Source organism: Erythrobacter insulae, from assembly GCF_007004095.1.
GTDB lineage: Bacteria > Pseudomonadota > Alphaproteobacteria > Sphingomonadales > Sphingomonadaceae > Erythrobacter > Erythrobacter insulae.
The window spans coordinates 151,612-168,701 of the sequence record NZ_VHJK01000002.1 but is presented as its reverse complement, the minus strand read 5'-3'; the positions used below and the strand labels follow the sequence as shown (position 1 = coordinate 168,701).

13 protein-coding genes are annotated in these 17,090 nt (G+C 56.4%); 10 read left to right on the top strand and 3 right to left on the bottom strand.

What is annotated here, in order from left to right; all coding sequences use genetic code 11:
* Positions 1-7: 7 nt before the first annotated feature.
* The gene (locus FGU71_RS13390) at positions 8-1,606 is read right to left on the bottom strand and encodes an isocitrate lyase (protein ID WP_142789279.1); all 1,599 of its coding nucleotides are present in this window, start codon (positions 1,604-1,606) and stop codon (positions 8-10) included.
* A gap of 153 nt (positions 1,607-1,759) precedes the next feature.
* Here FGU71_RS13390 and FGU71_RS13385 point away from each other — a divergent pair, with 153 nt between their 5' ends.
* The 6 genes from FGU71_RS13385 to FGU71_RS13360 all read left to right on the top strand — a co-directional run bounded on the left by FGU71_RS13385 (position 1,760) and on the right by FGU71_RS13360 (position 10,643).
* Entirely contained in the window at positions 1,760-3,094 is a 1,335-nt protein-coding gene (locus tag FGU71_RS13385) for a helix-turn-helix domain-containing protein (protein ID WP_142789278.1), read from the top strand.
* Between the two features lie 170 nt (positions 3,095-3,264).
* Positions 3,265-4,650 (top strand): TIGR03013 family XrtA/PEP-CTERM system glycosyltransferase, encoded by a 1,386-nt coding sequence (locus FGU71_RS13380; RefSeq protein WP_142789277.1) that lies wholly within the window; start codon positions 3,265-3,267, stop codon positions 4,648-4,650.
* Positions 4,650-6,776, top strand: coding sequence for an XrtA/PEP-CTERM system histidine kinase PrsK (prsK, locus tag FGU71_RS13375; RefSeq protein WP_142789276.1), 2,127 nt, complete (start codon positions 4,650-4,652; stop codon positions 6,774-6,776). The genes FGU71_RS13380 and prsK overlap by 1 nt, the downstream gene beginning before the upstream one ends.
* Complete coding sequence (gene prsR / locus FGU71_RS13370; RefSeq protein WP_142789275.1) at positions 6,776-8,140, top strand: PEP-CTERM-box response regulator transcription factor; 1,365 nt, start codon at positions 6,776-6,778, stop codon at positions 8,138-8,140. Before prsK ends, prsR begins: the two co-directional genes overlap by 1 nt.
* A complete protein-coding gene (locus FGU71_RS13365) occupies positions 8,133-9,623 on the top strand; it encodes a tetratricopeptide repeat protein (RefSeq protein ID WP_185960318.1) in 1,491 nt (496 codons plus the stop codon). The genes prsR and FGU71_RS13365 overlap by 8 nt, the downstream gene beginning before the upstream one ends.
* A gap of 84 nt (positions 9,624-9,707) precedes the next feature.
* The gene (locus tag FGU71_RS13360; protein ID WP_234035793.1) at positions 9,708-10,643 is read left to right on the top strand and encodes a bile acid:sodium symporter; all 936 of its coding nucleotides are present in this window, start codon (positions 9,708-9,710) and stop codon (positions 10,641-10,643) included.
* Here the strand turns inward: FGU71_RS13360 and FGU71_RS13355 are convergent.
* A complete protein-coding gene (locus FGU71_RS13355) occupies positions 10,612-11,688 on the bottom strand; it encodes a DUF475 domain-containing protein (RefSeq protein ID WP_142789272.1) in 1,077 nt (358 codons plus the stop codon). The genes FGU71_RS13360 and FGU71_RS13355 overlap by 32 nt on opposite strands.
* A gap of 27 nt (positions 11,689-11,715) precedes the next feature.
* On the bottom strand, positions 11,716-12,588 hold the full coding sequence (gene panB / locus FGU71_RS13350; protein WP_142789271.1) for a 3-methyl-2-oxobutanoate hydroxymethyltransferase: 873 nt from the start codon (positions 12,586-12,588) through the stop codon (positions 11,716-11,718).
* A gap of 145 nt (positions 12,589-12,733) precedes the next feature.
* Here panB and FGU71_RS13345 point away from each other — a divergent pair, with 145 nt between their 5' ends.
* The 4 genes from FGU71_RS13345 to FGU71_RS13330 all read left to right on the top strand — a co-directional run bounded on the left by FGU71_RS13345 (position 12,734) and on the right by FGU71_RS13330 (position 17,083).
* The gene (locus FGU71_RS13345) at positions 12,734-14,134 is read left to right on the top strand and encodes a sodium-dependent transporter (RefSeq protein ID WP_142789270.1); all 1,401 of its coding nucleotides are present in this window, start codon (positions 12,734-12,736) and stop codon (positions 14,132-14,134) included.
* A 143-nt stretch (positions 14,135-14,277) separates the two neighbouring features.
* Entirely contained in the window at positions 14,278-15,138 is an 861-nt protein-coding gene (locus tag FGU71_RS13340; protein ID WP_407644413.1) for an ImuA family protein, read from the top strand.
* A complete protein-coding gene (locus FGU71_RS13335) occupies positions 15,035-16,666 on the top strand; it encodes a DUF6504 family protein (protein ID WP_142789269.1) in 1,632 nt (543 codons plus the stop codon). The genes FGU71_RS13340 and FGU71_RS13335 overlap by 104 nt, the downstream gene beginning before the upstream one ends.
* A 78-nt stretch (positions 16,667-16,744) precedes the next feature.
* Entirely contained in the window at positions 16,745-17,083 is a 339-nt protein-coding gene (locus tag FGU71_RS13330) for a PilZ domain-containing protein (RefSeq protein WP_234035792.1), read from the top strand.
* Positions 17,084-17,090 lie beyond the last annotated feature (7 nt).

Sequence of the window (17,090 nt, the reverse complement as noted above, 5' to 3'; positions counted from 1 at the left end):
ATTTCGATTACGCAGCAGCAAACTGGTTCATGGTGTTGTCTTTGCCGCCCGCTTTCAGGGCCGCTTCACCGGCGAAGTACTCTTTGTGATCGTCTCCGATGTCGGATCCGGCCATATTCTGGTGCTTCACGCAAGCGATGCCTTGACGGATTTCTTCACGTTGCACGTTTTTGACGTAACCCAGCATTGCTTGTTCGCCGAAATATTCACGAGCAAGGTTATCGGTGCTGAGCGCGGCCGTGTGATATGTCGGCAGCGTGATCAGGTGGTGGAAGATACCGGCACGTTTCGCAGCGTCAGACTGGAAAGTGCGGATTTTCTCGTCAGCCTCAATCGCAAGGTCAGTGGTGTCATAATCAACACTCATCAAACGATCGCGGTCGTATGCTGATACGTCTTTGCCTGCTTCTGCCCATGCATCAAACACTTGCTGGCGGAAATTCAGCGTCCAGTTGAACGAAGGCGAGTTGTTGTAAACCAGTTTTGCATTCGGGACGACTTCACGGATACGGTCAACCATACCGGCGATCTGCTCAACATGGGGCTTTTCGGTTTCGATCCAGAGCAGGTCAGCGCCCGCCTGAAGCGAGGTGATGCCATCAAGAACACAGCGGTCTTCGCCGGTGCCAGCGCGGAATTGAAACAGGTTAGAAGGCAAGCGCTTTGGACGCAGCAACTTGCCATCGCGGCTGAGGAAGACGTCGCCGTTTTTGATGTTTGACGGATCGACTTCTTCGCAATCGAGGAAGCTGTTGTATTGATCGCCCAGATCGCCTTCTTCTTTGGTGTAGGCAATTTGTTTGGTCAGGCCAGCACCAAGGCTGTCTGTGCGGGCAACGATCACGCCATCTTCGATCCCCATTTCAAGGAAAGCGTGGCGACAGGCGCGGATCTTCTGCGCGAAATCTTCATGCGGGACAGTGACTTTACCGTCCTGGTGACCGCATTGTTTTTCGTCAGAAACCTGATTTTCGATCTGAAGGGCGCAGGCGCCGGCCTCAATCATTTTTTTGGCGAGAAGATACGTTGCTTCGGCGTTACCGAAACCGGCGTCGATATCGGCAATAATCGGAACAACATGTGTTTCGTAATTGTCGATCTGGTTCTGGATGTCTTTCGCTTTGACATCGTCACCAGCATCGCGGGCGGCATCGAGGTCACGGAAAAGACCGCCAAGCTCGCGCGCGTCAGCCTGTTTGAGGAAGGTGTAGAGTTCTTCAATCAGTGCCGGAACGCTGGTTTTTTCGTGCATCGATTGATCGGGAAGCGGACCAAATTCGCTGCGCAGAGCGGCAACCATCCAACCCGATAGGTAAAGGTAACGCTGTTTTGTGCTGCCGAAGTGCTTTTTGATCGAAATCATCTTCTGCTGCGCAATGAAGCCGTGCCAGCAACCGAGCGACTGCGTGTAGTCTGCGGGGTTTGCATCATACGCTTCCATATCGGCGCGCATGATCTTCGCAGTGTATTTCGCAATATCGAGGCCGGTTGGGAACCGGTTCTGGATCGCCATACGAGCCGTAGATTCGGCGTCGATTGCGCTCCAGCTGGGGCCGTTGGCTTCGATGATGCTTTGCATCTGTGCGATTGTATTCTGGTATGTCATGAGAGGTCTCCGATTCATTGGGGAGGGAAGTGATGCCCCCTATTGCCATGTTGCAGCGCACCACGATAGGAAAAATTACAGACAATTCTGTCTGTATCGGGTGAAATGCGGTAATTCTTGTGTAACTCTGTAAATTTATTTACAGAGTGGGTTATGACCGAAACCTCACTTCTCGCCGGGCCAGCATTGCGCCGTTTGCGCAAACGCGAAGGGCTTACTCAGGCAGCAATGGCGGCATCGCTTGGTATTTCGCCCAGTTATCTCAATTTGATAGAGCGCAATCAAAGACCGCTATCTGCGCGCGTTCTGGTGCAAGTGATCGAGCGGTTCGATTTCGATCCGCGTACTCTGCGCGAAGATGAAGCCATCGGCGGTATTGATGGGCTTGTCCGGCGCATGTCGGATAAGCGGTTTGCAGATCTCGGAATTGATCGCGAGGAAGTGCAGGAATTCCTAGCCGCTGCCCCGCAGGCCGCAGCCGCTTTTGCGAGGCTTTATGATACAGCGGGAGAGGCCGGAGCGCGCGGAGATGATCCGGTGGCAGACGCGCGCCAAGCGATTGAGCGTTGGCAGAACCATTTTGCCGACCTTGATCGCGCAGCAGAGGGGATGTCCGATGAATTACGGCTGTCCCGCTCAGATACCGGGGCCGCGCTGGCAGAGCGTTTGCGCGAACAGCATCAGCTTTCGGTTCGTATCCTGCCCGCAGAGGTGATGCCGGGCATCGTGCACAGGCTGGATCTGCACGCGCGGCAATTGCAGCTGTCCGAAATGTTACCGGGCGCGGCCCGCCGGTTCCAAATCGCGCGGCAAGTTGGCGCGCTCGAATTGCGGGACGAAATTGAGCTTTTGACTGCAGGTGCAAATCTCAACACAGCTGAGGCGCGGGACAAGTTTCGCGAGCATGTCACAGATTACGCCGCCGCCGCGCTCTTGATGCCATATCGCCGGTTTCTGCGCGCCTGCGAGCAAACCGGGTATGATGTGAACATTCTGCAACGCCGGTTCGCTTCGAGTTTTGACCAAATTGCCCAGCGTCTGACCACGCTGCAACGTGTGGGTGAACGCGGCTTGCCCTTTTTCAGTGCTCGATTCGGGCGCACGGGGCGAATGGTTCACTTTAGCGCAGGGGCAAGCGGGGCGGTTCATCCCATCGAAGGCGCGCGCTGGCCAGCATGGGTTCCCTATGCCGCATTCGAAAGCCGCGGTTCTTTGTTAACGCAGGCCGTGACATTCGGCGAGGGTGAGGCGGTGCCAAAGCATTGGTTTACAATTGCCCGGACGATCGAAGTGGACGGTGCGGCGTGCTCTGCGCGCAAATCGGTGGTTCTGGGGCTCGAAGCGCGGTTCGCAGGCGAATTGGCCCAGGCAAGAGGCATATCGCTTGATCCAAAAGACGCCGTGCCGCTTGGCGTTGGATGCCCGCGCTGCGGCAGGGCCGATTGCCTTACCCCCGCGCCGCAAAGGCTGGCGCGGGCGGGCATGTGATCAAGACAGGTCCCGGCTCGCTAGGCTATCGGACTACTCATTACCGTCTTCTTTACCTCGATTTCCAAGGTTCTGCGCGCTTTAGAACACCATTGTAAAATTTACCGACACTTAATTTCTAGCGCGTAAGGCTGCTCTCTCATTAGTTTTATGAGTGACACCGCGCTGATATGATCCGCTTGTTCAAACATTATATTCCCCATGCCGTCATTCTTCTCGGTTTGCTGGATTTCGGGTTGCTGTTTTTGGCAGGCGAACTTGCGTGGCAGGTCCGCGCGGGACAGATCGCTATCGATCCGGGACCGTTTGCAGATCGCTGGCTGGCGCTGCTTGGGTCGGCTTCCGTCGTCTGGCTCGCTATGATTTCGGTCGGGGTTTACGGCCCGTATGCGCTGCGATCCCTGCGGTTTGCCGGAGCGCGATTGCTGGTCGCGATCAGCCTTGGCATTATCGCGCTTGCGTTCATTGACTTTCTGCTCCCCGGCAACACTTTCTGGCGTTCAACGCTGCTTTACGCGATGGGATTTGCCGTTCTGGTCTTGGTCATCGACCGCCTGGTGCTCAACAGTTTTCTCGGCTCGTCAGCGTTCAGGCGCCGTGTCATGGTTCTGGGCGCGGGCGACCGCGCGGAGCGACTGCGCAAACTGGGTGAAAAGCCCGAAGCTGGCTTTGCGATTGTTTCCTACGTCGCGATGAGCGAACCGGAGCGAGTTGTCGAAGAGGCTATCCCGCGAGAGGCCATTCACGATCTTGGCCGCTTTGTTGAAAATCTGGGTGTCAGCGAAGTCGTGCTTGCGTTGCAGGAACGACGCAATGCCTTGCCGCTGAAAGATCTGCTGCGAATCAAGACCAAGGGCTGTCATGTCAATGATTTCTCCAGTTTTATGGAGCGCGAAACCGGCAAGGTTGATCTGGACACGGTCAACCCCAGCTGGCTGATTTTCTCCGATGGCTTTTCAAGCGGGCGGATGTTTTCCAGCGCCGTAAAACGCGTTTTCGATATCACAGCCAGTTTGATCCTGCTGCTGCTGACATTTCCGATCATCGCGGTTTTTGCGGTTCTGGTTAAGCTCGATAGCAAAGGGCCGGCCTTTTTCCGTCAAGAGCGTGTGGGCCTTTATGGTCAGACGTTTTATCTGCACAAATTGCGCTCCATGCGCACCGACGCGGAAAAAGACGGTTCGAAATGGGCCGAGGAAAATGATCCGCGGATCACGCGCATGGGCCGGTTTATCCGCAAAGTACGGATCGATGAACTGCCGCAAACGTGGAGCGTTCTGAAAGGCCATATGAGCTTTGTCGGGCCGCGTCCTGAAGTGCCCACATTCGTCGAGAGCCTTGAAGAGGAAATCCCCTTTTTTGCTGAGCGGCATATGGTCAAACCCGGCATCACCGGTTGGGCCCAGATCAACTATCCTTACGGGGCTTCGACCGAGGACAGCCGCAAAAAGCTGGAATTCGATCTCTATTATGCAAAGAATTACACGCCGTTTCTGGACTTTGTGATCCTGCTTCAAACGGTTCGCGTGGTTCTTTGGCCTGAAGGCGCGCGCTGATGCCTGAGCTGGATGGCCTTGGACTTTTCGCCAGCCTGGTTTGCTACATTGCGGGCGGGGTTCTGAGCGCGGGTGCCGGTTTCTGGATCGCACGTTTCGGAGACCGACAAAGACCCGATCGCGCACCGCTATTGCTGGCCTGTTTCGTTACCGCAATCTGGTGCGCTTTAGTTGCCGGATTGGGGCCGCAGCATCCGATTACTACACTGGCCGAGACGGGAAGGAACCTGTCATTCATCGCGGTAATCTTTCGGCTGTTTTCTGCTGATGGCCGTGATGAAAGTCTAAAGCCTATTCGTCCGGTCATAATCGCGCTTGCATTGGTTCAGCTGTTTCAGCCTGTCCTGCTGCTTATTCAATTTCGCGCTGGATATGTTCCCGAAATTGCATCGTTAATCTTTGAGGTTTCCTCGGTTCTGAATATGCTGGTCGCGATTGGCGCGTTGGTCCTGCTGCACAATTTGTATGCCGGCGCGGCCGCTGCCTCGCGCCAGGTTCTGCGATGGAGCGGCATCGCGCTCGCTGTCAGTTTTGGGTACGATCTCAATCTCTTTACGATCGCGTATCTGGTCGGTGAACAGCCGGGCCTGCTGGTGACATTGCGCGGCGCTGTGGCGGGCATCGCTGCATCCATGCTGGCATTCGGAGGCAGCACCGCAGGGCGCGGGTTGCAATTCCGCCCTTCAAGAGCGGTAACCTTTCAAACGCTGTCCTTGCTGGTCATCGCCAGTTATCTGATCATTATGGTTCTGGTCACGCGATCTTTAACGCTGATCGGCGGAGACATTGCCAGAGCCGGTCAGGTTGTGTTCCTGATCCTCGGTATTCTTGTCGCTGCAGCATGGCTGCCATCCAAACGCGTACGCGCCTGGTTGAGGGTAACAGCGACCAAACATCTGTTTCAGCACCGCTATGACTACCGCGAGGAGTGGCTGCGTTTTACGCAAACGGTCGGTCGCGGCTCCAGCGCCGATGCCAGTTTTCACGAGCGCGCCGTCAAAGCGATTGCAGACATAACGGACAGTCCCGCCGGACTGCTATTGGTCAGCAACGAAGAGGCCCAGCTTGAGCTGACGGCACGGTGGAATTGGGCGACAATCGAAGTGCCCGGAATTGCTGGCGAATGCGCGCTTTCCGCGCTGCTAGAAAAACACAATTACATCCTTGATCTCGACGAAGTGCGAAGCGGCATCGAGCATCACGGAGAGCTTGGTTTTGTCCCTGAATGGCTGCGCGAAGCAGAAGATGTGTGGGCGATGGTCCCGCTCATTCACTTTGACCGGCTGGTCGGTGCCATTGTCCTTGCGCGCCCTCGTATTGAACGCAGTCTGGACTGGGAGGATTTCGATCTGCTGCGGGTCGCTGGACAACAATTGGCCAGCTATCTCGCGGAGCAAGCAGGCCAGCAAGCGTTGATGGATGCGAGCCGTTTTGATGAATTCAATCGCCGTATGGCGTTTGTGATGCATGACATCAAAAATCTTGCCAGCCAGATGTCATTGCTGTCAGCCAACGCCCAAAAACACGCAGACAACCCCGAATTTCGCGCTGACATGCTGGTTACGCTGCGCAATTCATCAGACAAACTCTCGGCGCTACTCGCCCGGCTTGGTCGGTATGGCGCCGGACCAGTTCAGGAATTGAAAGAAGTGCGATTGAATGATTTGGCACAGCGTTTGGCAAAACGCTTTGTCGGCGTGCATCCGGTTGTGCTTTCGCAGGTTGAGAAAGTCGCAGTGCATGCCGATCATGACGGGCTGGAGCAGGCTCTGATCCATCTGGTCCAAAACGCAATAGACGCCAGCGATCATGATAATCCGGTTGAAATCAGCGCGACGCTTCAGGGGCTTAACGGCCAGATCGATATTCTTGATGCTGGACACGGTATGAGCCCGGAATTCGTGCGTAGCGGGCTGTTCAAACCCTTCATTTCTTCAAAGCAAGGCGGCTTTGGCATTGGCGCTTTTGAAGCGCGCGAAATGATAAAGGCCATGGGCGGACGCGTAATGGTCGAATCCCGCGAACATGTTGGCACCCGCTTCAGCGTCATTCTGCCTATCGCGGAGGTGGGCAAGATCGCTTCCAATTCAAACATTCCAGCTCACCAGAGCAACGAGGTCGCATAATGGCTGATAAAAAACCCACTCTGCTAGTTGTCGAAGACGATGAAGGCCTTCAGGCGCAGCTCAAATGGGCCTACGAAGACTTTGACGTTGTCATCGCCGGGGACCGGGATAGCGCGATCACCGCGCTGCGAAGCGAGACGCCGGCGGTTGTAACGCTCGATCTTGGCCTGCCGCCTGATCCCGATGGTACGACCGAGGGTTTCGCTGTCCTTGATGCGATTATGAAGCTCAAACCGGATACGAAAGTCATCGTCGCCAGCGGGCATGATGCGCGTGAAAGTGCGCTTCAGGCGATTGAACGCGGAGCCTATGATTTTTATCAAAAGCCGCTCGATATCGACGCATTAGGCCTGATTGTTCGACGAGCGTTTAATCTGCATCAGATTGAAGACGAAAACCGCAGGCTCTTGGCCAATTCGAGCGAAGACAAAACTGTTTTGGGCCGCTTGATCACTGGTGCGCCTGAAATGGTCAAAGTCGCTCGCACGATCGAACGCGTTGCGAGCACGAGCGTTTCGGTGATGCTGCTGGGTGCTAGTGGAACGGGCAAGGAATTGCTGGCTCAAGGGCTGCACGATGCAAGCGACCGGGCGAACGGACCTTTTGTAGCGATTAATTGCGCTGCAATCCCGGAAAACCTGCTGGAAAGCGAGTTGTTCGGGCATGAAAAAGGCGCGTTTACTGGCGCTGTCAAAACCACCGAAGGCAAAATTGAAAGCGCCAGCGGGGGGACGCTGTTTCTCGACGAGGTCGGCGATATTCCGCTGCCTTTGCAGGTCAAACTGCTCCGGTTTTTGCAGGAGCGCACGATTGAGCGGATCGGCGGGCGCAAGACGATATCCGTCGACACGCGCATCGTTTGCGCCACTCATCAGGATCTTGAATCGATGATCGGGGCGGGCACGTTCCGTGAAGATCTGTTCTATCGTCTGGCAGAGATTGTTGTTCGTATCCCCGGGCTGGCCGAACGTCACGGTGACGCCGTGTTGCTAGCCAAAGCGTTTCTAAAACGGTTCGCGTCAGACATGAATCCCGCGGTGACGGGCTTCGGGCCAGACGCGCTGACAGCTATTGATGCGCATGAATGGCCGGGCAATGTCCGCGAGCTGGAAAACCGGGTTAAGCGCGCCGTGATCATGGCCGATGGGAAATTGGTGAATGCGGGCGATCTCGATTTTGACGATGATCAAGATGACAGCGCAGAAGCGCTCAATTTGAAAGCCGCGCGCGAGCAAGCCGATCGCAAAGTGATCCGCCATGCTTTAGCGCGAAGTGAAGGAAATATCTCAAGCACAGCCAAATTGCTCGGCATCAGCCGTCCGACTTTGTATGATCTGTTAAAGCAGTATGATCTACATGCCTAAGATCAAGCAATTTGCCGTCACGGTGTCTTTATGCGCCGCTCTGTCCCTTTCAGCGTGTTCTGGCGGCGGTGACAATGGCAGCGCAGGACCGCCTGTTACTCCGGAATTCCAGCGCTTGCTGGAGGATGCACGGTACGAAATGGAGGAGGGTAACCTCGATCAAGCCGGCGTCTTGTTTGATGAGGCGCTTGAGATCGATCGCGAGAATCCGGGGCTCTGGATTGATATTGCGCGTTTCCGCTTTCGCGGCGGAGAACATGTTGGCGCATTGGAAGCCGCCGATCTCGCGCTGACGCTAGATCCGGAATTCGCGCCCGCTTTGTTGATGCGAGCGCAACTGGTGCGTGATGCCTATGGCCTTGAGGCTTCGCTGGCGTGGTTTGAGCGCGCGTTGGTATTGCATCCCGAAAACACTGATTTACTTGCGGAATATGCAGGGACACTGGGCGATCTTGGCCGCGCAAAGGATATGCTGAAGACAGTGCGCGCTTTGGCTGAACTCGATCCGCGTGATGTGCGCGTGCATTACCTTCAGGCTGTTCTGGCCGTGCGTGGAAACGATCCTGTGTTGGCGAGCAGTCTGTTGAAGCGCAGCGGAATGCGCGAAGCAGGCGTTCCCTCCGCTATCTTGGTCGATGCCTTGGGAGAAATGCAGCAAGGCAATTTCGATACGGCGGCGACATCCCTCGAAGGGCTGCTTGCGCGTCAACCCGGCAATGTTCGGGTGATGGAATTGCTGGCCCGGGCCATGTGGCTGAACGGAAGAGACCGCGAAATTGTCGATCGGTTTGCAAGCCGGGCGGAAGCCGCGGATGCCTCTGCGTATATGCGGATGCTGGTCGGGCGGTCGTTAGAGAGGTTGGGCCAACGTGATCGTGCAGCGCCGATGTTGGAGCTGGCATATGCCGGGCAAAGCGGGGAGCTTGCCGTTTTGAACGTACCGCAAGAATTGCGCGCGGCCTTGCCTGCGCCAACGCGTCAGTTGCGCGAAATGATTGCGGCCGGCAATTCAGGTGAAGCGCGTCAATATGCCAGCGGACTGGTCTCGCGCTTTAGCGGATCATCAGACATTATCGCCCTCGCAGGCGATGCGGCGTTGGCGACAGGTGATTCGGCTGACGCGCTCAATTTGTATAGCCGAGCATCCCAGATCCGCAGGCCATGGCCGCTGACCCGAAAGATCATTCACGCTTACCGGGAACAGGGCGATGATGACGCGGCGGATACTCTGTTAATCCGGCATGTGCGGTCGGAACCGCTCAATACCGAAGCCGCTATAATGTACGCAGAGCGCAGCGCGCAAACCGGAGACTGGCTGCGCACCGCGGTGCTGCTGGACAACGCGATTGAGCGCGGCGCCGGGAATGATCCAAAGCTTTTAGAATTGAGGCTGGAGGCGGCCCGCTCGCTTGGTAAAGAAACCGATGTCGAAAAATATTTGGCAACTCTTGCTCAGGTTAGCCCGGATGGTTTCATCAATTAGGCACGGTCGCACGCTCGACAATTGAGCAGCAGCGGGGCAGGGCGCAATGCCATGCCAAGGTGGATTGCCAATTTAGCCGACCCAATGATCGCGGTCCTCGTGATTGCGACGGGTCTCGCGCTTGCCCTGCCTGCGATGGGAGAAACGCGCGAGGCCGCGCAGATCGTCTCTAATGTGTCGATCTTTCTTCTCTTTCTCGTCAACGGAATGCGGATTGCACGCGGGGAAATCGTGAATGCGATCGGCAATTGGCGTTTCTTTGCGCCGCTTGTGCTGTTTGTGTTTGGGGGCATGGCGATGATGGGGGCGGGATTTTCATTTTTGGCCGCGCTTTTTGCTGCGCCGGAAATTGCGCTTGGCTTTATTTTTCTGGGGGTGCTGCCATCGACCATTCAGTCTGCGACCAGCTACACTACGCTCGCTGGCGGCAATGCCGCGCTTTCGGTGGTCGGTGCAGCGTTGATCAATATTCTCGGCGTGTTCGTAAGTGCGCCGCTCTTCGCAGCGTTGGCAGGCAGTGCGGCGGTTGACCTTGGGACGGAAACAATCCTCCGCATCGGTATGATTTTGCTGCTGCCATTTGTGATTGGCCAAGTGCTGCAAGGCTTCACGCGCAGTTGGCTGATCAAACAGAAATCGAAGGTCGTCTGGCTCGATCGGATTGTGATCGGGATCGCTGTCTATGTCGCCATGTCTGGCGCAGTCGCTCAGGGTCTGATGACCAGTATGTCGCCGAGCGCTGCCTCATGGCTCACGCTCATCACTGTCGTCTTTCTGGTGCTTGCCTATGGCCTGGCATGGAAAATATCAGGGTTTGGTGGCTATGCCCGCGCAGATCGTATCGCATTTGTGTTCGCAGGGCCGCAGAAAAGCGTCGCCATTGGTGCGCCGCTTGCTGCGATCCTGTTTGAGCCCGCTGTCGCTGGCTTTGTGATTGCGCCGCTGCTGCTTTATCACTTGCTACAGCTTGCCGTGGCAGCGCCGCTTGCTACTCGTTTTGCAGAGTATCAACCGGATTAGCAGATGCCTCTTTGCGATTGTGCCGGATCGACCACCAAAGCGAGAGTCCAATCATCACTGCACCGATGAGGCCGGTGAAGGTTTCCGGGATATGGTACTTTGCCGAAACCAGCATGATTATGCCGAGCGCGATAATCGCCCAAAACGCGCCGTGCTCCAAATACCGGAACTGTGAGAGCGTGCCCGCACGCACCAAGTGGATTGTCATGGATCGGACAAACATCGCACCGACCGATAGGCCAATCGCGATCACGATCATGTTGTTCGAAAGGGCAAAGGCTCCGATCACGCCGTCAAAGCTGAAACTCGCATCCAGAACCTCAAGATAGAGAAATCCGCCAAGGCCGCTGCGTACGACTTCGCCTGCTGCCTTTTTCTTCGCTTCGCCTTGCTCGATTATCTCGCCAAGCGCGTTCACGCCGATGAAAGTCAGCAGCCCCATCACGCCAGCAGTCAAAAAGGTGAGAGCCTCCTCGGGGGTGAGCAAAGTCGAAACCCCATAAAGCACCGCGAGCACAAATCCGATTTCGAGCGCGGGGATGCTGGAAAAGCGATTTACCGCATGCTCGATTGCGCTGATCCAGTGAACGTCTTTCTCTTCATCGAAAAAGAACGTCAGGCCAACCATCGCCAAAAACGCGCCGCCAAATCCGGCAATTCCGATATGGGCGGCAGAGACGATCCGTTCGTATTCTTCTGGATCGCCCAGCGAAAGTTGAATCGCCTCCCACGGGCCGATCTGCGCAGCGATTGAAACGATGGCTATGGGGAATACGATCCGCATCCCGAAAACTGCGATCAGAATACCGATGGTAAGAAAGCGTTGCTGCCAGACGGGGTCCATTTCCCGCAGCACTGTTGCGTTTACCACCGCATTGTCAAAGCTGAGCGAGACTTCGAGGATCGACAGCACAAATATGATCCACAGGATCGATAGCATTCCCGTGACGGTGCCAGTGCTGGCATAGCCATACCAACCACCCAGCGCGAAACAGCCGGCGGTAAAGATGAGCGAAAAGGTGTAATAACGCAGCAGCGTTTGCATGGAGAGGTTGGCCTTCGCGAGTGTGGATTAGCTTTTGGGCTGGTAAGTCTGTTCGTCACTTGGGAAGCTGCGATCACGCACTTCCTCGGCATAGGTCGCGACAGTTTTTTCGATCATCCCGGCTATGTCGTCATATTTCTTCACAAAGCGCGGCACACGTTCAAACATGCCCAGCATGTCTTCTGTTACCAGCACTTGACCATCGCAACGGGCGGATGCGCCGATGCCGATCGTCGGACAAGAAACGGCCTCAGTTGCGGCGATGGCGATGGGTTCTACGACACCTTCTATCACGATTGCGAATGCGCCTGCTTTTTCCAGCGCGACCGCATCGGTCACAATCTTGTCGGCTTCTGCATCGCTGCGCCCGCGCGCCATGTATCCGCCCAGCACATTCACGGCTTGAGGTGTCAAACCGACATGCCCCATCACAGGAATACCGCGTGAATTCAGAAACTCGACAGTAGGTGCCATGGCTTCGCCGCCTTCGAGTTTAACTGCGGCAGCACCGGTTTGTTTAAGCAAATAGGCCGCGCTTTCAAAGGCCTGCTCCGGTGAACTTTCATACGATCCGAACGGCATATCGACCACGACGACCGAGTGATACGATCCGCGTACCACCGCTGCGCCGTGATTGGCCATCATCTCCAACGTCACCGGAATAGTGGAGGGCAGGCCGTAAATCACCTGGCCCAGCGAATCTCCCACCAGCAGCATATCGCAATGCGCATCGAGCAATTGTGCCTGCCTCGCAGTGTACGCAGTGAGCATCACCAGAGGTTGCTCGGTAACGCCATCTTTCTTGCGTGCCCGGATGCGCGGCACGGTGAGCCGCTTCATCGGCGCAGGGGTGGGATTGGCTCTGCTGGTGCTCGTATCGAGCTGAAAGGTCGTCGACATGCTGTGCGTTTAGCGTCCCCCTTGGAAAAGACCAAGCGGGATAAACGCAAAGCTTGCCTCTTGGCGCGGGCGCAGAAACATTGCAGAGAGGAACACAAATGAGACAGCACAGCCCCGGCTGCGCGCAACAGGGATATAAAGATTCATGGCAGCATCGGGTAAGGGCCACGAAAATTGGTCGTCACGCAGTGCATTTATTCTGGCGGCCGTCGGTTCGGCGGTTGGTCTTGGCAATATGTGGCGGTTTCCTGCGGAGGCAGGTGAGAATGGCGGCGGCGCGTTCGTGCTGTTTTACATATTCTGCGTGCTGTTGATTGGTTTGCCTGTCTTGCTGTCCGAGGTTTTGGTTGGCCGACATGGTCAATCCTCTGCGCCGGAAAGTGTCCGCCGTCTGGCCCGCGATTCGGGTGCCGGTGAGGGGTGGAGCGTTCTTGCCTCAATGGGTGTGTTCGCGGCGTTTTTGGTCCTGAGCTTTTATTGCGTCGTGGGCGGCTGGGTCGTCTATTACATCGGCGTCTTTTTGAGCGATGTGTTTCAAACTGGGGTTGTAGGAGGCGCATTCGAAGGGCGTGCAGCGGAAGATATCGAGGGTCTGTTGCCGGGGTTATTCGGCAATGCCGGTTTGATGGTTGGGCTTAATCTCGGATTTTTGGCTGTGACAATGTTCTTTGTCGCGCGCGGTGTATCGGGCGGCATTGAATGGGTCGCTGTATATCTGATGCCGCTGTTCTTCTTCCTGTTTCTCTGCATTACGATCTATGGCGCGTTCACGGGCAATTTCGGCGAAGCGTTGAGTTATCTTTTTACCTTTGACGCCTCGAAATTGACCGGTGAAGTGATGCTGGCCGCTGTGGGGCAGGCATTCTTCTCGTTATCGCTGGGTGTTGCTGGCATGATGACCTACGGTGCCTATGCCAATCGCGATACCAATCTGGGGGAAACTTCGGGTATTATTGCGGGCGCTGATACGGCGGTTGCGCTGCTTGCTGGTCTGGCGATTTTCCCGATCGTGTTTGCTGCAGGCCTGTCGGCCAATGCAGGGCCGGGTTTGATGTTTCAGTCGCTGCCCATCGCGTTTCAGGAGATGCCGTTCGGATCCTTGATCGGCTTGGCGTTTTTTACGATGATTTTCTTCGCTGCACTCACAAGTTCGGTTTCTCTGCTCGAAGCGCCAACCGCTTGGATGTTTGAGAAGTTCAACATGTCGCGCAGCATGGCAACGCTGATCGTCGGGCTTGGTGCAGCGGCGCTTGGCACGATGGCGGCGCTGTCGTTTAACGAATTGGCAGAGTTCTATCCGCTGAGCTTCATCCCGTTGTTTGCCGAGACGAATTTCTTCGACACGCTTGATGGGCTTACCGCAAAGCTGTTTATGCCGATTGGTGCGATCCTGACCTGTATTTTTGTGGGTTGGGTCGCAGATGCGAAGTTGATCGATCAGGAAAACGGTCTCGACGGGGCTTTGCATAAATTGTGGCGTGCGCTGGTGCGCTATGTATGCCCGTTAGCCCTGACGGTCATTCTGCTGTTCGGCATATTCGGCTGAATTGAACGGAGGGAGCGGCGGCAGGGTTTGCCTGCGCTGCTCCCATCAGACCCGAACGCAGCATTGCAATTGTTCTGCAAATGTGGAACAAAATAGGAACAGTGTGACTTCGTTGATGTGAGTCGCCGTCGATAAGTGTTCCTATGCCAGACATACAATCTTCCTCCAGCGCGAAGGCGCTTTCGTCCTATTCTGCTCCCGACCGTCCGAAGGTTGGCAGCACCATGCGTCTGTCTGCGAGCGAGATGGCCACGCTGTCCAAAGCGCGCGAAGGGCGCTGGCGACCCGGGCTAAGCGATCAGCCACTGCATAGCGAAATTTTTGCAAGCACTGGCGATGGCAGCGGAGCAGGGCTGGCGCTGGGCCTGGCACGCGATGCGCTTAACATTCAGATGCACATCGCGGGCGAGGGCGCTGATCCCACAGCGGATGTGTATGATCGGCGGCAGGTGTTGTGGGTGCAGGATGCCCGCGCCGTGCAGCGCGGCGGACGGCCCTATTGTCAGGGTTTGCCTGCAGATTTGCGCGATCGGTTGATCCATGTCGAAGCCAAAACCACCGAAGATGCGCTCTTCGCGCTGGAAGAGGGGCTGCGTTGCCGTGACCTCGCCTGCGTCATCGGAGAAATAAGCGGCAATCCCCGCGCGTTTGATTTTACCGCGTCGCGCCGTCTCAGCCTGACTGCGGAAAAGCATGGTGTGCCGCTGTGGCTCATACGGCTTGATGCAGCGGCTGAATTGTCTTCGGCCCGGATGCGTTGGCGCGCGCAGCCTGCGCCTTCATCCCGCCCGCTCTGGAACCCCGATGCCCCGGGTTCACCGGCATGGAAAGCAGAGCTGTTTCGCGCCGCGCGCCATGCGCCCGGAAAATGGATTTTGAGCAATGAAGATGGACGCCTGCATGCGCGCAAACCAAACACGCCCATCGCCGCCAACACGCAGAATATTGGCGATCTGGTTCGCCCGACTTTCGGTCGATCGCTGGCGGCATACGCTCGCGCCTGAAACGGGCGGGGTTGATCCAGAGGAAGGCGCAGATGCGCTCCCAACGGTGCTGATCACTGAAACAGCCCATGGACCAAGGATTGAGGCCGTAAACGCCGCAGGCCACATTGCAGGCGCGCGAACGGGCATGATGTTGACTGATGCGCGCACTGTATGCCCCGAAATCCAGACTGCGCCTGCTGATCCAGCAGGGGATCTCGATTTTCTGGAAAAGCTCGCGCTCTGGTCTCAGAGATGGGGGCCTTGGAGCGCGCTTGATCCGCCCGATGGTGTCTTGGTCGATATCACCGCAGCGGCGCATCTGTTTGGCGGGGAGCGCAGATTGCTGGCCGATGTCGAGGCCGCATTTGCAAAGCGCAAACTGCTTGCCCGTACAGCGATCGCACCGACTGCAGGTGCAGCGTGGGCGCTGGCGCATTTTGGTCCTTCCCGTTCGGCAATCGGGCCTGAAGAAGACAGCGTGCAACGCCTCTCTGATTTGCCGGTGGCCGCGCTGAGGCTGGATCAGGACGTGCTTACTGTTTTGCGCCGTCTGGGGCTGAAACGATTGGGCGATATTGCTGCGCTGACCAGCGACCATAAAGGTTTCGGCGAGGAAGCGGCTGCGCGCGATGCGATCCACCGGCGGTTTCGCAACCGCAAATCACCCTCGGCCAATCCGCTTATCCGTCTCGATCAATTGTGCGGTAAAGTCCCCGAACCCTTGCTGCCCGTGATATCGCAGCACGCGCCCTTGGTTCAGCGACGATTGATGGAACCGATCCGCCATCGCAGTCTGCTCGATCAAGTGCTGAGTGATCTTGCGGATGACATGGTGCGCGAACTTGAAGCCCGCGGGCAGGGGGCACGGCGGCTTGAGCTTGGTCTGTGGCGGGTCGATGGCGAAGTGCTGGTCCGGCGACTCGAATTGGCAAGCGTTACGCGCGATGCCTCTCATATAATTCGTCTGTTTGCTAACCGGCTTGAAGATATCGATGCGGGCTTCGGTATTGAAACGGTGCGTCTTCGCGCCAGTTGGACTGAGCCGCTGGCATTGTCGCAAGGCGATATTGAGGAGGCGGCCGAACGGCATGGCACTTCCTTGAATGCCTGCATCGATCGATTGACCGTCCGCTTGGGCCCGCATTGTGTGCGTCGCCCGGTTCTCTATGCCAGTCACTTGCCCGAACGTGCGCAGCGCTGGCAGCCACCGCTGGATTCTGAGCCAGTTGCACAATCACCGTTGGCTTTTCGGTCAAGGCCTCTGAAATTACTTGATAAACCTGAATTGATCGCGGTGCTGTATACCTCTCCCGATGGCCTGCCACAGCGTTTCCGGTGGCGCGGAGATGTACGCGAAGTGGCGCGGGTGGAAGGGCCAGAACGCATAGCGCCAGAATGGTGGCGTGAGAGATCGATCATGCGGCTGCGCGATTATTATCGGATCGAGGATGCCGATGGCCGGAGATACTGGATCTATCGCCATGGGATTATCGGAGATGGCCGGGGCGGTGCGCCGGATTGGTATTTGCAAGGGCTTTATGCCTGAGGCTGTTTTTAATGTATTGATAAATTTCCGAGCTTGCTGGTTAGCATTTTTTTACAAATGCTTGCTAAGCCGTTCACTATGAACATGCACAGCATCCCCCGCGCTGCAGAGCGCCGCTCGCTCAGCCTGATGATCAAGGGCCGCGTAAAGTCACGCGTGGTCTATTGCGACCTGATCGATATTTCAGAGGGTGGTTGCAAACTTAGGGGCTCGGCCGGGTTCGCAAGTATCGGGGATCGGTTGACCATGCAAGTCGGAGGGATCAATGCTCCGCTGGGCAGAGTGGCCTGGGTGGATGGCAAGTTTGCAGGCATCGCCTTTGAAGGCCAGATGCATGCGGCCGTGATCGATCATCTCATTCAGAACGAAGCCACAAAACTGGCTAATGATGAGAGCGATAACCGGCGTTATCTTTGAAAATTTC